We start from the raw sequence: 14,483 nt of genomic DNA, 5'->3' as shown, positions 1-14,483 counted from the left end.
GTGAGCGGGGCCGTCTTCCCGACTTCGTACCCGCACGGAGGCGGCCCGCCCCTACCGTCGGCTCCGGAGGTTCGTTCGTATGCCTGCATCGACACGACACCACAGGGCCCTCGCAGTGTTCGTGCACTGCCTCGGCATCCTCGCCGCTGTGCCGGCCCTGCCGGCCGCGACGCCGGAGGCGGCGGCCACGCCACGACCACCGGCCGCCACGTCGGCACCGACGGCCAGCACGCCACCACCGGCGGCAGCGCCACGATCAACGGCCCCGCCACGATCAACGGCCGGGACGCCGCCACCACCGGCGGCCACGCCGCGACCACCGGCCGGTACGCCACGGCCGACGGCCGAATCGCCGCCCGGTGCCGCGACGCCACGACCGAGCGCCGCCCGGCCGCCGACGGAGACGTCCACCCGGCCACCGGTCGCGACGGTCGCCATGCTGACCGAGCCCACCCCGCCCTCGGCGCCGCCGGCGATGGCACCACCAACCCGGGCACCGGCGTCGGCGCCGCCGCAGCAGGTCACCGTCGCGGTCGCGTCGGAGAACAGCCCGGCGCCGAGGTACCGGATCCAGGTCCGCAACGTGGGCAACGCCCCGGTGGAGACCACGGTGCGCCAGGAACTGCCACCTGGCTCGTCGCCGACCGCGATCAGTGGCGGCGGCCGGTCCACCCGGGCCGGCGGTTCCACTACCGAGGTGACCTGGCGGTTGAGACTGCCGGCACACAGTTCCACCACGCTGGGTACGGCGCTCGCCGCGACCGCGCCCGGCCAACCACTCACCGCCCCGGCGTGTGCGTTCACCAGCGACGGCACCCGGCCGTACGACTGCGCCACGGCGACCTGGAAGGCGGCGGCGCCACCTGCGGCCGAGATCACCGAGGCGCCGCCCTGGCGGCGGTACCCGGTGCTGCTCGCCGGGTTGGCGGTCCTGCTGCTGATCAGCGCGGCCCTGGTCTGGGTGTGGCGACGTCGGCGGCGGCGTCGGGTGACGGCCGCCGCGCTGGCCAGCAACGGCGGGCCGGACGGTGGACGCGGGACGATCTATCCGCGGCCGGCCACCCCGAGGCCGACGAGGCGTCGGCGTACCCCACCGGTCTGGTTGTTGGTGGGTGCCGCCGTCGCGGTGCTGGCCGGCGTCGTCGGCACCGCCGGGTGGACGGCGACCCGTCAGGTCTCGCAGATCGACACGCAGAAGCAACCGACCAGCGGCGCGTGGATGGGCACCGGGGTCACCGGACCGGTGGGTGTGCCGCTGCGCGAGTCGGCGTTCGAGTTCACCGTGTACCGGATGTCGTGTGGCACGTCCGGCTCTGCCGCGAAGACCGACGGCGGTGCGACACCGGCCAACGGCCGACGCTGCCAGGCCACCGTGGGTGTGCGCAACGTCACCGGCGACCACCAGGCCTGGCACGGGCAGCTGCAACGGGCGTACCTGCCCGGCGGGCGCTGGGTGAGCACCGACGAGCCGGCCACCCGGGCGGCCAACCTGGGTCGGGACGTCTTCGCCGACCCGATGGCGGCGGGCACCCGGATAGTGCTCCCGCTGGTCTTCACCGTCGACGGGCGGGACCCGCCCCAGCAGTTGGAGTTGCGCAGCGGCGTGTTCTCCGCCGGGGTTCGGGTGCACATGCCCTGACCGGTGCGCGGGCGGCGGTCGTACCCTGGGGTGCGTGACCGCCGCCCTAGCCCCTGCCGTGCTCGACGCTGCGCAGTGGCAGGCCCGTCGGCGAGCCCACGAGGAACGCGTGGACGTCTGGCTGACGCCGCACCTGGCCCGCCGGCGGCGCGGTGAACGGCATCCGGTGGCCGACTTCCTGTTCACCTACTACTCGCACCGCCCGGCCCAGCTGCGTCGCTGGCATCCGGGGGCGGGGGTCGAGCTGCACGACGCCGACCCGGCCGAGTTCGGCCGGGACTACCGCGCCACCGCCGCCGGGGTCACCCTCGACACCGCTGCGGTACGCGCACGGCGCGGCGAGTCGATCACCTGGATCCGCTCCCTGTTGACGGCCACCAGCGGGCGGTCGCCACACCTCGGCTGCTTCGGGATGCACGAGTGGGCGATGGTCTACCGGCAGACCCAGGCGGAGCTGCGGCACAACGCCTGGCCGCTGCGACTGACCCCGCAGCGGACCGCCGCGGTCGTCGAGGAGCGGGGCGTGCGGTGCAGCCACTTCGACGCGTTCCGGTTCTTCACACCGCCGGCCCGCCCGCTGAACGTGCTCGCGCCGACCCGGGAGACGCAGCACGCCCTCGAACAACCGGGGTGCCTGCACGCCAACATGGATCTGTACAAGTGGGCGTACAAGCTGTCCCCGCTGGTCGACTCGGAGCTGGTGGCCGACGCGTTCGAGCTGGCCACGGAGATCCGCACACTGGACATGCGGGCCAGCCCGTACGACCTGGCGGCGCTCGGCTACCCGCCGGTGCGGGTGGAGACCCCGGAGGGTCGGGCCGAGTACGCGGCGGCACAACGTGCCTTCGCCGACCGGGGCGCCGTTCTGCGCGAGCGGCTGCTCACCGCCGTCCCGGCCTGACCTCAGGCGCCCGGGTCAGCTCGTCGAACGGGTACGCAGGCCGTCGATGAGCAGGTCCACGACCGCCGCCAGGTCGTCGTCGAGCCCCGACTCGTCCCACTCGGTGCGGTGGGCCGGGTGGTGGAAGCGGGCGGTGGCCTGCAGGATCGCCCGGCCGGCCACCGCCGGGTCGGGCACGGTGAACTCTCCCGCCGTCACCCCGTCCGCCACGATCACGCTGAGCTGACCGGCGAGGACCTCGAGGTGGGTGGCGACCGCCCCTTCGGAGAGGGTGGCGAGTTGGTGGAAGTTGTCGAACAGCTCCGGGTCCTCCCGGGCCATCCGGCGCTTCGTGCCGCTCAGCTCCGCCAGCCAGCGGCGTAGCCGCTCCGGCGCGGGCCCGGAACCGGTGGCCACCCCGATCAGCGGGGTGGACACCCGGGCCAGCCACCGCTCGGCGACCGCCTCCCGGAGAGCGGCCTTGCTGGCGAAATGCCGGTAGACGCTGCCGTGGCTGACGCTCAGCGCGCGGGCGACGTCCAGCACGGTGGCCTTGGCCGGCCCGTACCGGCGCAGCACCTCCTCGGCGGTGTCGAGGATCCGGTCGGCCGTCAGGGCGGTGGCGTCGCTCATGACTCCAGCCTTCCTGACCGGGTCGCGGGCCGTGGCGCGACCCCCGGCCGACGGTCGCGCCACGGCACGGTGGTCATGCCCGCTCGCTGTCCAGGAGCGCCATCTGCGCCTCGCCGTACCGGGAGCCGGCCGCCGCGCCGGACGGGACGGCGGCCTCGATCGCGGCGAGGTCGGCCTCGGTCAGGGTGAACGCCGCCGCGCCGAGCGCCTCGGTCAGTCGCTCCCGGCGGCGGGCACCGACCAGCGGCACGATGTTCTCGCCCCGGGACAGCACCCAGGCGATGGCGATCTGGGCCACGGTGACGCCACGAGCCTCGGCGACGGTGCGCAGCGCGTCCACCAGGGCGAGGTTGTGGTCCAGGTTCGCGCCGGCGAACCGGGGCAGGTGGCTGCGGAAGTCGGTGACGCCGGTCTGGCGCTGCGGCGACCAGTGGCCGCTGATCAGGCCCCGGGACAGCACCCCGTACGCGGTGACGCCGATGCCCGACTCGCGGGCGGTGGGCAGGATCTCCGCCTCGGGGTCGCGGGAGATCAGCGAGTATTCGAGTTGGAGGTCGGCGACGGGGTGCACGGCGTGCGCGCGGCGCAGTGTCTCCGCGCTCACCTCGGACAGGCCGATGTGCCGGACGTCACCGGCCTTGACCAGGTCGGCCAGGGTGCCCATGACGTCCTCGACCGGCACGTCCGGCGTCAGCCGGGCCGGGCGGTAGATGTCGACGTGGTCGGTGCCGAGCCGGCGCAGGGTGTAGGCCAGGAAGTTCTTGATCGCGGCGGGTCGGAGGTCGGTGCCGTTCCAGCCGCCCTCGATGTCGCGTAGTGCACCGAACTTGACGCTGATCACCGCGTTGTCGCGGTTGCGGCCACGCAGCGCGTCGCGCAGCAGCATCTCGTTGTGGCCCATCCCGTAGAAGTCGCCGGTGTCGAGCAACGTGATGCCGGCGTCGAGCGCGGCGTGGATGGTGGCGATGCTTTCGGCCTCGTCGCTGGCACCGTAGAGGTCGGACATGCCCATCAGACCGAGGCCGAGTGCGGAGACGGTCGGGCCGGTGGCGCCGAGGGTGCGGGTGTTCATGGATCTTCCTCTCTCGGAGTGACCCCACCAACATACACACATCAGCTAACAGATTCCAGATTCTGTCAGTCAGCGGCGTGACAGGCCGGCGTCACGAAGGAGGATCGGCTACTCGCCGTCGGCGCGGCGGTCGCGCTTGCGCTGGGACTGGCGCTTCTTCTCGGCCAGTCGGCGTTCCTTGGCTCCACGGGACGGGCGGGTCGCTCGACGGGCCGGCGGAGGGGGCGCGGCGGCCTCCCGCAGCAGGGCGGTCATCCGTTCCCGGGCCGCCTCCCGGTTGGCCAGTTGGGCGCGGTGCTCGCTGGCGGCGATCGTCAACACCCCGTCGACCAGGCGGTTGGCCAGGCGGGCCAGCGCCCGTGCCCGCAGCGACTCGGGCACGGCAGGCGAGTTGGCCAGGTCGTAGCTCAGCTCGACCCGGGAGTCCGCCGTGTTGACCCCCTGCCCTCCCGGCCCCGAGGAGCGGGAGAAGCGCTCCCGCAACTCCCCGGCGGGGACGACCCACCGGTCGGTCACCCGCAGTCCGTCGTCCACGCCCTGAGGCTATACGGCGAGGCCGGGCACCCGTCCCCAAGATCCGCACAACGTCGGGGATGTTGGTGCCTCCCGCCGTCGGAGGCAGCAACATCCGGGAAGTTGGGCGGATCTTGGCGCGGCGCGGGGCGCGGGGCGCGGCCCTAACTGCGCGGGGGCAGGCCTAGGGCCTGTTTCATAAGGGCGGTCGAGCCGAGGCGGAGTCCGGACGGCGATCCGGCAAGGCGCGGTTTCGTCCGGATACCGGTGTTGTATCCGGACGAAACCGCAACGCCGCCGGGCGTCGTCCGGGCCCGCCGCAGGCCGGCCAGTTCTTATGAAACAGGCCCTAGCGGCGCGGAGGGTCACTCTGCGTCGGGGACTGGCCGGGTGTCGGCCCGGCGGCGTCCTCGTCCGAGCCGACCGCCGCGTACGCCACCGCGCCGAAGAGAAGCAGGGCGATCACGCCGGCCTTGACGGCGACACCACGGATCAGCAACCAGGCGCCTCGACGGGCGCCCGGCACCGATTTCTTGACGGTCTGGTAATCGTTCCACCCGCGTCGCGCCCGGGCGTACGCCGACCCCACTGCACATCCGATGAACAGGCCCACCAGCAGGAGGACCGCGAGAAGAGGACGCTCCACCTCCGCCAGTATCCATACCGACCGTAATATTTCCATGGCCCGATGCTGTGCGGCCGGATATCCGACACTGGAGGCTGTCCGGGCAGCTCAGCCGCCCTTGCCGATGATGGTGTCGGCGGTCTGCTGCACCTGGTCGATCGGGATGGCGAACCCGATGCCGATCGACCCGTTGCCGTCGATGGTGGCGATGGCGGTGTTCACCCCGACCACCTCCCCGCGGGCGTTGACGAGGGGCCCACCGGAGTTGCCGGGGTTGATGGACGCGTCGGTCTGCACGGCGGTGTGCCGGTTGTTGCCCAGTCGCACCTGCCGGTTCAGCGCGCTGACGATTCCCGCGGTGACCGTCCCGGCCAGGCCGAGCGGCGAACCCACCGCGAGGACCGGCTCACCGACCCGGGTCGCGCCCGGTTTGGCCAGGGGCAGCGGGGTCAGACCGGCCGATGCCGGGACCTTCAGCACCGCAAGGTCGCTGCGTGGCTCCCGTCCGACCACCTCGGCGGCGAACCGACGGCCGTCGGGCAGCTCCACAGTCACCGGCCCGCCACCGCCCTTGGCCAGGATGTGGTCGTTGGTGATCAGGTGCTGCTGGTCGTCCACGGCGAAGCCGGAGCCGGTCGCGGACGCGCCGTTCACGGATCCGCCGGTCGCGGAACCAGTGGTCGTGCCGCCCGCCAGCACCGATACCACCCCGGGTACGGTGCGCTCGGCCGCCGTGACCAGCTCGGCCGGAACCGGGGCGGCGGACGCCGCTGCCGGGCCCCCGGCCCCGTCCCGGCTGGCCACCACGCCACCGGCGAGAGCACCGGAGACGGCCGAGACCGCCACCACGGCCAGCACGGCCAGCAGCCGCCCAGGCCGTCGCCCACCCGGTTCACGCTCGGGAGGATCCCACCACCCGCGCCCGTCCGGGCCGAGTTCCGGCGAGATGAACCAGGGACCGCGTGGTTCGCCCAGTCCGGTCTGCACTGCCATGCGTACTCCTCACAGTCGACGTCAGTGGTGCGGCGATCAGGGCAGTCGGGAGAACCAGCGCATCGAGCCGGCGGCGGCACCCATCGCGAACACCAGTCCGAGGCCGATGAACCGGGCCGAGACGTCCTGCCGTTCGGTGCGGTAGCCGACCGAGCTGCCGATGTCGTCGTAGACGGCGCGTAACTCGTCGGAGGTGCTGGCCTCGTGGAACATCCCGCCGGTCTCCTCGGCGACCGCCCTGAGGGTCTGCCCGTCGACAGGTACCTGGATGGGTCGCCCGCCGCGGTCCACGAAACCGGACGGTGTGCCGAACGAGATGGCGTGCACCGGCACCTCCGCCGTCACCGCCTCGGCTGCCGCCTCCATCGGGTCCATCCCGGAGGTGTTGGCGCCGTCGGAGAGCAGGATGATCCGGGCCGGCGGCGGTTCCTTCGCGGCCTCGCTGTCCAGGCTCTTGACCGCGCCGAGCGACGTGTTGATCGCCTCGCCGATCGCGGTGCCCTGCACGCCGGTGATGCCCTCGGCGAGCCGGCCGATCCCCTCGTCCAGGGCGTCCCGGTCGGTGCTCGGCGGCACCAGTACCGCCGCGCTGCCCGCGAACGCGACCAGTCCGACGTTGAACTCGTCGGGCAGGCCCTCCACGAAGCGCCGGGCCGCCTGTTTGGCGGCGGCCAACCGGTCCGGATCGACGTCGGTGGCGAGCATCGACGTGGAGACGTCCACCGCCACCATCACCGTGGCGCGTTCCCGAGGCACCCGGACCTCGGCGCTGGGTCGGGCGAAGCCGACCACGAGCAGCGCCAGCATGGCCAGGAAGAGCCCGGCTGGTACGTGTCGACGCCAGGCGGGCCGTTCCGGCGCCACCCGGTCGAGCAACCGCAGGTTGGTGAAGCGGACCGCGTACCGGCTACGTCGGCGCTGCACCATCAGGTACGCGACGACCAGGGCGAGCACACCGAGCAGCAACCAGAGCCGCAGCGGCGACTGCCAGATCACGCGACACCTCCCCGTCGTTGGCCGGCCGGTGCGGCGGCAAGCCGACGCTGGGCGTGCACGTGCCGGACGATGTCGGCGCTCCAGTCCCGGTCGGTGCGCAGCGGCAGGTGGCTCGCTCCACCACGGCGCAACGCCTGCTGGACCTGCTCGCGCTGGGCGGCGGCAGCCTCGGCGTACCGCTCGCGTAGCCGGCGGTCCGACGTGGACACCTCGCGGCAGCGGCCGGTCTCCGGGTCGACGAGCGTGATCAGGCCGACGTCCGGTAATTCCAGCTCACGGGGGTCTGTCACCTCGATCGCCAGCACCTGGTGCCGGGCGGCCAACCGGCGCAGGGTCCGCTCCCAGGGCGCCTGCTGGTCGGGGTCGTCGGGCAGCCCGTCGAGGAAATCGGAGACCACCACGACCAGGCCGCGCCGGTTGGCGATCCGGTGCAACGCGTCGAGCCCGTCGGCGAGGTCCGGCGAGCCGATCGTGGACGCCCGCCCCGCCCCGTCGGCGGGTGCGGTGGCACGTGGGGCGGCGAGCAACGCGCGGAGCAACGCGAGCAGATGGGTACGTCCGGTGCGGGCCGGGAAGCGGCGTACCCCGTCGGCACGCAGCACCTGGGCACCGAGGCGGTTGCCGACACCCGCGGTCAGGAAACCGACCGCCGCGACGGCGGCCACCGCCAGCTCCCGCTTGTCCAGTTCGGCGGTGCCGAACTCCATGCTGGCGCTGCCGTCGACAAGCAGCCAGGTGGTGAGTTCACGGTCGGCGTCGACCTGCCGGACGTGTGGCACGGCGGTACGAGCGGTCACCGCCCAGTCCATCCGACGTACCTCGTCCTCGCCCGGCCGGTACTCGCGGCTGCCGGCGGGTTCGCTGCCCGGACCGGGCAACAGGCCACGGTACTGGCCGTGCAGCAGACCGTTCAGTCGGCGCGTGACGGTGAGCTCAAGGCGGCGTAACCGCTGGTCGGGGGCCAGCTCGGCCAGGCCGGGGTCGGCTGACGCGACGACCGGTGCGACGTGCACGCGTCTCATGCCGCCGCCAGGTCCGGCGCCTGCTGTGGGTGCCCGTTGGCCAGCCGGGGCGGTGGCACCGCCTCGACCAGCCGGCGCACCACGCTCTCGGCGGACACCCCGTCGGCGACCGCGTCGAAGGAGAGCACCAGTCGATGGGCGAGGACGTCGACGGCGAGTTCCCGGATGTCCTCGGGCAGCACGTACTCCCGCCCACGCAGCAGGGCATGTGCCCGGGCGGCGGCGACCAGGCCCAGGGTGGCCCGGGGGCTGGCCCCGTACGCCAGCAGCGGGGCGATCTCCGGTAGTCCGAACCGGCCCGGATCCCGGGTGGCGAGGATCAGCCGCACCACGTACTCGGCCAACGCGTGGTGGACGAAGACCCTCTCGGCGTGGGCCTGGAGGTCCTGTAGTCGCTGGGCGTCGAGCACCTGACGCGGGCGTGGTCGGTCGGTGCTCATCCGGTAGAGGATGGCCAGTTCGTCGGCGTCGCTGGGGTAGTCGACCACGACCTTCATCAGGAACCGGTCGCGCTGGGCCTCCGGGAGCTGGTACACCCCCTCGGACTCGATCGGGTTCTGGGTGGCCAGGACCAGGAACGGCTTCGGGACCGGCCAACTCCGTCCGCCGATCGAGACCTGCCGTTCGGCCATCGCCTCCAGCAGCGCCGACTGGACCTTGGCCGGGGCACGGTTGATCTCGTCGGCCAACACCAGGTTGGCCATGATCGGGCCCAGTTCGATGTCGAAGGTCTCCTTGGAGGCCCGGTAGATCCGGGTGCCGACGATGTCGGAGGGGACCAGGTCCGGGGTGAACTGGATCCGCGAGAAGGTGCCACCGACCACTGTGGCGAGGGTCTGCGCGGCCAGTGTCTTGGCCACGCCGGGCACCCCCTCCAAGAGGCAGTGTCCGTTGGCGACCAGTGCGGTGAGCAGGCGTTCGACGAGGCGATCCTGCCCCACGATCACGCGTTTGACCTCGAAGAGGGTCTGTTCCAGCTCGACGCCGGTCGGCTCGGGATCGACCGAGCTGGGCATGCTGGCCAGGGTGTCCGAGATGTCCGTCACGGTGCTTGCTTCCCGGGCAGGTGCCCGGCAAACGTGGGATTGTGCGGCCCGGACCGGCCCGCAGTGGCCGGAACGGGGATGAGTCGCACGCAAGCGTGACGATCGGCACCAGGCGAGGCGAGAACGGCTGATCGGTTCGGTTTTCCGGAATCCTCGGTGTCCACTTGCCCAGCACAGCCCGACTCCCGGAGGCCGAGTCGATCAAGCCTGGGCACGGCGGCGAGCGGGCGGGCTGCGGGCCGGGCGGTGCGCGGGGACCAGCACGCGGCCCCCGCGCACGAAGCGCGGGGGCCGGGCGCGTCGATTCGGTCAGGGAGTGTGGGTGAGCAGGGTGAAGCCCAGGTCGGCCGGGGTGCCGGCCGAGTTGCGGGTCTGCACGAAGACCGCGTTGGGTGTCAGCAGCCGCGGAGCGACCGAGACCTCCCCGCCCGGCGGGATGCAGCAGGAGTCGGACCGGGAGATGGTGGCCAGGAAGGCACCGGCCGAGACGTTGTAGCCGAACTGCACCTCGTACTGACCGGTGCCGTACTTGATCACCGTGCCGGTGCCGCGCGCCTTGGTGCCGTTGGAGTTGACGACGGTGAACCAACTGGCGGCCGCCATCGTGCTGACGCCACCCGCGGCCAGCGCGGCCTTCGCCGAACGTGCGGACTCGGCGGTGACCGGCGGCTGGCTGTTCGTGCCACGGGCCGTCGGCTGGACCGCCTCCTGCGGCGCCTTCGCCGAAGGCTGGGCGACGGCGATGCCCCCGCCAGCGAGACTGAGGGCCAGGACAGCGAATGTGACCGCTGCCACCTTACGTCGGAAGATTGAGCTCATGACAGGTCCCCCTTGTGTGACCGTGCGAATTCGGCCGACCCGCGGGGCGGGACGGATGGCTGCCCACCAATAGGCGAGGCGACGGCGTCAGGGCGAGGGAAGCTATTTCACCTACCCTCATTGAGATCCGTTTCTCAATGATTCACACCCCATCTGAGCTGCGGTTACTACTCAGAGTTGCGTCGTTTGAGCCAGATGGAACGTAGCACCGAAAAAAGCCGGCAGTCAATAGTTGATCTCTTTTTGTCGAGCTGTCAATCAGCCGTCACAAAATTGTGAAAGATGAGCGCTTCACCATTCACGAAATAGCGCCGAGCGTGCCACGGCTATCATCACCGCCATGATCGTCGACGCTCCGCCCATACCCAGACCGAGGTCGGGGCGGCACCGTAGCGCTCGGCTCGGCACGGCGCTCTGCTGGCTGGCGGTCGCCCCGCCGGCCCTCTGGGCCGCCCTCCGGCTGATCGGCCTCGACCGCGGGCCGCTGGTGCAGGCGCTCGCCTTCACGCCGTACGTCGCGGGCTTCAGCGTGCTTGCCCTGAGCCTCGCGCTCGCCCTGCGGCGCTGGTGGCCGGCGGCTCTCGCGGCAGTGGCGGCGGTGGCACTGCTCGGCGTCGTCATACCGCGGGCGCTGGCCTCGTCGCAGCCGGCGGCAGGCGGGCCGACGGTGCGGCTGCTCACCGCCAACCTGCTCGCCGGCGCCGGCGACGCGCGGACCCTCGTCGAGCTGGTCCGGCGGTACGAGGTGGACGTGCTCACCGTGCAGGAGTTCACCCCGGACGCACAAGTGGCCCTGGATCGGTTCGGCCTCGACCGGCTGCTACCCCACCGGCAGCTCAACGCGGAGGCCGGCGCGTCCGGTTCCGGGCTCTACTCGCGGTGGCCGCTCAGCGACGTCGGGGTCCGGCACAGCCGCAACGGCTGGCGCTTCACCCAGGCGTACGGCACGGTTGCCGTCCCCGGCGCGGGCCCGGTCCGCGTCGAGTCGGCCCACCCGGCGGCACCGTCCGCGGTGGACCAGGTCGGCGCGTGGCATGCCGACCTGAAGGCCCAACCGCCGGCCACCCCGGACGGTGGACTGCGGATCCTCGCCGGGGACTTCAACGCCACCCTCGACCACAGCCCACTGCGGGCCCTGCTGAACACCGGCTACGTCGACGCCGCCGATGCCGCCGGAGCGGGGCTGACCGGCACCTGGGGCCCCTACGACGGCGACCTCATCCCACCGGTCACCATCGACCACGTGCTCGTCGACCGGCGCATCGCGGTCCGGTCCGTGAAGGTGCTAGCCCTACCCGGCAGCGACCACCGCCCCGTCCTAACCACCCTCACCCACCCCCACCCCCACCCCCACCCCTGACCCCGCCCCCGCCCCCACCCCCGACTCTGGTCGATCATGGAGTTGTGGTGGGCGTTTTGGACACTTAAGCCCGTTTCGCACACCGCCACAACTCCATGATCGACCGGGTGGGGTGGGGACGGGGACGGGTGGGGTGGGGTGGGGTTAGACGGGGGTGGGGGCCAGGCCGTAGGTGAGGGCATCTACTAGGGCATGCCAGCTGGCCTCGACCACGTTGGGGTGCACACCCACAGTGGTCCAGTCCCGGCCGGTGCCGTTGGCGGTCTCCAGCAGCACCCGGGTCACCGCGCCGGTGCCATGGCTGCCCTCCAGGATGCGCACCTTGTAGTCGGCCAGCTCGAAGTCGCGCAGCTGCGGGTAGTGCCGAGCCAGGCCCACCCGCAGCGCCTCGTCGAGCGCGTTGACCGGGCCATTGCCCTCGGCGGTGGCGATCACCCGCTCACCGCGTACCCGGATCTTCACGGTCGCCTCGGAGACCACCGCGCCGTCCTCTCGATGCTCGACCAGCACCCGGTACGACTCCAGGGTGAACGGTCGGGCCGGGCCGCCCTCCGGCAACTCGGAGCGGACCAGCAACTCGAAGGAGGCGTCCGCGGCCTCGAAGGACCAACCACCCGCCTCCAACTCCTTGACCCGCTTGGTGACCCGGGTCAGCGCCTCCGGGCTGCCGGCCAGGTCCAGGCCGAGTTCACGGCTCTTGAGCTCGACGCTGGCCCGGCCGGCCATCTCGGTGATCAGGATCCGCATGTCGTTGCCCACCACCGACGGGTCGACGTGGTTGTAGAGCAACGGGTCCACCTTGATCGCGCTCGCGTGCAGCCCTGCCTTGTGGGCGAAGGCGGCGGCCCCGGCGTACGCCTGGTGGGTGTCGGGGGCGATGTTGGCGATCTCGGCGATGGCGTGCGAGACCCGCACCATCTGCGCCAGGCAGCCCTCCGGTAGGACGGGCAGGCCCAGCTTGAGTTGGAGGTTGGCGACGACCGCGAAGATGTCGGCGTTGCCGGGCCGTTCGCCGTACCCGTTGGCGGTGCCCTGGACGTGGCGGACACCGGCCTCCACGGCGGCGATCGTGTTGGCCACGGCGCAGGAGGTGTCGTTCTGGGCGTGCATGCCGAGCAGCCCCGCGTCGATGCCGAGTTTGTCGGTGAGGTCACCGATCACGGAGGTCACCTGGGACGGCAGCATTCCGCCGTTGGTGTCGCAGAGCACCATCCGCTCGGCACCGGCGGCGAGCGCGGTCTGCACCACCGCCGCGCCGTACGCGGGGTCGTGCCGGTAGCCGTCGAAGAAGTGTTCGCCGTCGACGAAGACCCGCCGGCCCTCGCGGACGAGGTGGCTGACGGTGTCGTGGATCATCGCGAGGTTCTCCGCGCCGGTGGTGCGCAGCGCGCGTTCGACGTGCCGGCTGTCGGCCTTGGCGACCAGTGCCACCGCCGGTGTCTGCGCGTCGAGTAGGGCCCTTACCTGGGGGTCGTCGGCGACCGCGACACCTGCCTTGCGGGTGGCTCCGAACGCGACCAGCACGGCGTGCCGCAGGGCCAGTTCGGTGCGCGCCCGGCGGAAGAACTCGGTGTCCTTGGGCACCGCGCCCGGCCAGCCACCCTCGATGAAGCCGACGCCGAACTCGTCGAGCAGCCGGGCCACGGCCAGCTTGTCGACCACCGAGTAGGTGAGCCCCTCGCGTTGGGCGCCGTCGCGCAACGTCGTGTCGAAGACCTGGAACGTCATCAGGATCCTTTCTCGGAGCAACAAAAAGACCTCCCGCGGATGCGGGAGGTCTGCGCGCTCGGCGGAGGGGGGCCGGCGCGCTAGGTCGCAATAATCAGGGCAGTGCTGGTCACGATCGCCACTCTGCCACCCCGCCCCTGGTTTTGGGAGGAAGAACCCACATGGCGGGACGATTACTGAGGGTTCGTTCAGTCGGAACCACCGCTCGTGATCGGCTTCACAAGCCACCAGGCCGCTCACCGGCGGGAACAGCCGTGCGGAAGCATCTGGAACGGATCCAATGATGGCCACCGCGCCATCTGCAAGGAGGACCTGTGCTCACCGTCAGTGACCGCTTACCTGAGCACAGGCTCGCCGCCTGCGTATCGCTGGGCGTCACCAACGCGTCCAAGACGATCAACCACGCGTCCCACGAGGGCAAGTGGCGTCTGGTCCCCGTCGGGCCGATCGACGTCAGCGTCATCGGTCCGACGGAGATCGCCGGGGTCTGACCATGGGCCTGGACGCGATCAGGGCGGCCCTGCCCGGGTACGCCAAGGACATCGCACTCAACCTGAGTTCCACCATCGGCACCTCGACGTTGACCCCGGCGCAGACCTGGGGCACCGCCCTGGCGTGCGCGGTGACGGCCCGAAACGCGCTGGTGTTGCGGGAGATCGCGGCCGAGGCGCTGGGACACCTCGGGCCGGAGGGTGTCGAGGCGGCCAAGGCCGCCGCTGCGATCATGGCGATGAACAACGTCTACTACCGGGCCAAGCACCTCGTCGGTGACGAGCGGTACGCCTCGATGCCGGCCCGGCTGCGGATGCAGGTCACCGCCCGGCCCGGCGTGGACAAGGGTGACTTCAAGGTGTGGTGCCTCGCGGTGTCGGCGATCGCCGGCTGCGGGGTGTGCCTGGAGTTGCACGAGAAGGCCCTGCGTGGCCGAGGTTTCACCGCTGAGCAGCTGCACGACGCACTGCGGATCGCCGCCGTGGTGCACGCCGCTGCGGTCACGCTGGACGCCGAGGCCGCCCTGGCCTGAGCACCACACCCTCGCCTGGGCGCCGCGGCCCTGACCGCAGCGCCGTGGCCTCCGCCTGAGCATCGCCACACTCCAGCCGTTTCCATCCCCCGGCAGCCGGGTAGCTGCGTTGGGGGAACGCACCCACCGACGC

The 14,483-nt window shown here is 71.9% G+C and carries 15 protein-coding genes; 5 read left to right on the top strand and 10 right to left on the bottom strand.

Going from position 1 to position 14,483, the window contains the following annotated elements:
* Positions 1 to 79: 79 nt before the first annotated feature.
* Positions 80 to 1,639, top strand: coding sequence for a hypothetical protein (locus tag O7614_RS08195; protein ID WP_278137875.1), 1,560 nt, complete (start codon positions 80 to 82; stop codon positions 1,637 to 1,639).
* Between the two features lie 34 nt (positions 1,640 to 1,673).
* Positions 1,674 to 2,540: a 3-methyladenine DNA glycosylase gene (locus tag O7614_RS08190; RefSeq protein WP_278137874.1), complete on the top strand. Its 867-nt coding sequence runs from the start codon at positions 1,674 to 1,676 to the stop codon at positions 2,538 to 2,540.
* 15 nt (positions 2,541 to 2,555) lie between these two features.
* Here the strand turns inward: O7614_RS08190 and O7614_RS08185 are convergent, their stop codons facing one another.
* From O7614_RS08185 to O7614_RS08145, 9 genes are all read right to left on the bottom strand, one after another.
* Positions 2,556 to 3,152 carry a TetR family transcriptional regulator gene (locus tag O7614_RS08185; RefSeq protein ID WP_278137873.1) on the bottom strand — a complete coding sequence of 199 codons (597 nt, stop codon included), beginning with the start codon at positions 3,150 to 3,152 and terminating at the stop codon, positions 2,556 to 2,558.
* Between the two features lie 73 nt (positions 3,153 to 3,225).
* Complete coding sequence (locus O7614_RS08180) at positions 3,226 to 4,224, bottom strand: aldo/keto reductase (RefSeq protein WP_278137872.1); 999 nt, start codon at positions 4,222 to 4,224, stop codon at positions 3,226 to 3,228.
* Between the two features lie 108 nt (positions 4,225 to 4,332).
* Positions 4,333 to 4,758 (bottom strand): alternative ribosome rescue aminoacyl-tRNA hydrolase ArfB, encoded by a 426-nt coding sequence (gene arfB, locus O7614_RS08175; RefSeq protein WP_278137871.1) that lies wholly within the window; start codon positions 4,756 to 4,758, stop codon positions 4,333 to 4,335.
* A gap of 328 nt (positions 4,759 to 5,086) precedes the next feature.
* Complete coding sequence (locus tag O7614_RS08170) at positions 5,087 to 5,383, bottom strand: hypothetical protein (RefSeq protein WP_278137870.1); 297 nt, start codon at positions 5,381 to 5,383, stop codon at positions 5,087 to 5,089.
* Between the two features lie 87 nt (positions 5,384 to 5,470).
* Positions 5,471 to 6,355, bottom strand: coding sequence for a trypsin-like peptidase domain-containing protein (locus tag O7614_RS08165; protein ID WP_278137869.1), 885 nt, complete (start codon positions 6,353 to 6,355; stop codon positions 5,471 to 5,473).
* Between the two features lie 36 nt (positions 6,356 to 6,391).
* On the bottom strand, positions 6,392 to 7,351 hold the full coding sequence (locus tag O7614_RS08160) for a VWA domain-containing protein (protein WP_278137868.1): 960 nt from the start codon (positions 7,349 to 7,351) through the stop codon (positions 6,392 to 6,394).
* Entirely contained in the window at positions 7,348 to 8,373 is a 1,026-nt protein-coding gene (locus O7614_RS08155) for a DUF58 domain-containing protein (RefSeq protein WP_278137867.1), read from the bottom strand. The genes O7614_RS08160 and O7614_RS08155 overlap by 4 nt, the downstream gene beginning before the upstream one ends.
* Positions 8,370 to 9,419, bottom strand: coding sequence for a MoxR family ATPase (locus tag O7614_RS08150; RefSeq protein WP_278137866.1), 1,050 nt, complete (start codon positions 9,417 to 9,419; stop codon positions 8,370 to 8,372). Before O7614_RS08150 ends, O7614_RS08155 begins: the two co-directional genes overlap by 4 nt.
* Positions 9,420 to 9,728: 309 nt before the next feature.
* Complete coding sequence (locus O7614_RS08145; protein ID WP_278137865.1) at positions 9,729 to 10,238, bottom strand: hypothetical protein; 510 nt, start codon at positions 10,236 to 10,238, stop codon at positions 9,729 to 9,731.
* Positions 10,239 to 10,578: 340 nt separating this feature from the next.
* Here O7614_RS08145 and O7614_RS08140 point away from each other — a divergent pair, with 340 nt between their 5' ends.
* On the top strand, positions 10,579 to 11,598 hold the full coding sequence (locus O7614_RS08140) for an endonuclease/exonuclease/phosphatase family protein (protein ID WP_278137864.1): 1,020 nt from the start codon (positions 10,579 to 10,581) through the stop codon (positions 11,596 to 11,598).
* Between the two features lie 144 nt (positions 11,599 to 11,742).
* On the opposite strand, the gene cimA is transcribed toward O7614_RS08140, so the two are convergent.
* A complete protein-coding gene (gene cimA / locus O7614_RS08135) occupies positions 11,743 to 13,326 on the bottom strand; it encodes a citramalate synthase (RefSeq protein WP_278137863.1) in 1,584 nt (527 codons plus the stop codon).
* Between the two features lie 314 nt (positions 13,327 to 13,640).
* Here cimA and O7614_RS08130 point away from each other — a divergent pair, with 314 nt between their 5' ends.
* Together O7614_RS08130 and O7614_RS08125 are read left to right on the top strand one after the other, a co-directional pair.
* Positions 13,641 to 13,817, top strand: a complete 177-nt coding sequence (locus O7614_RS08130; RefSeq protein ID WP_278137862.1) for a hypothetical protein — start codon at positions 13,641 to 13,643, stop codon at positions 13,815 to 13,817.
* Between the two features lie 2 nt (positions 13,818 to 13,819).
* Positions 13,820 to 14,350 (top strand): carboxymuconolactone decarboxylase family protein, encoded by a 531-nt coding sequence (locus O7614_RS08125; protein ID WP_278137861.1) that lies wholly within the window; start codon positions 13,820 to 13,822, stop codon positions 14,348 to 14,350.
* Positions 14,351 to 14,483: the final 133 nt, after the last annotated feature.

Source organism: Micromonospora sp. WMMD961, assembly GCF_029626145.1.
Lineage (GTDB): Bacteria > Actinomycetota > Actinomycetes > Mycobacteriales > Micromonosporaceae > Micromonospora.
This window is presented reverse-complemented; position numbering and strand designations above follow the sequence as displayed.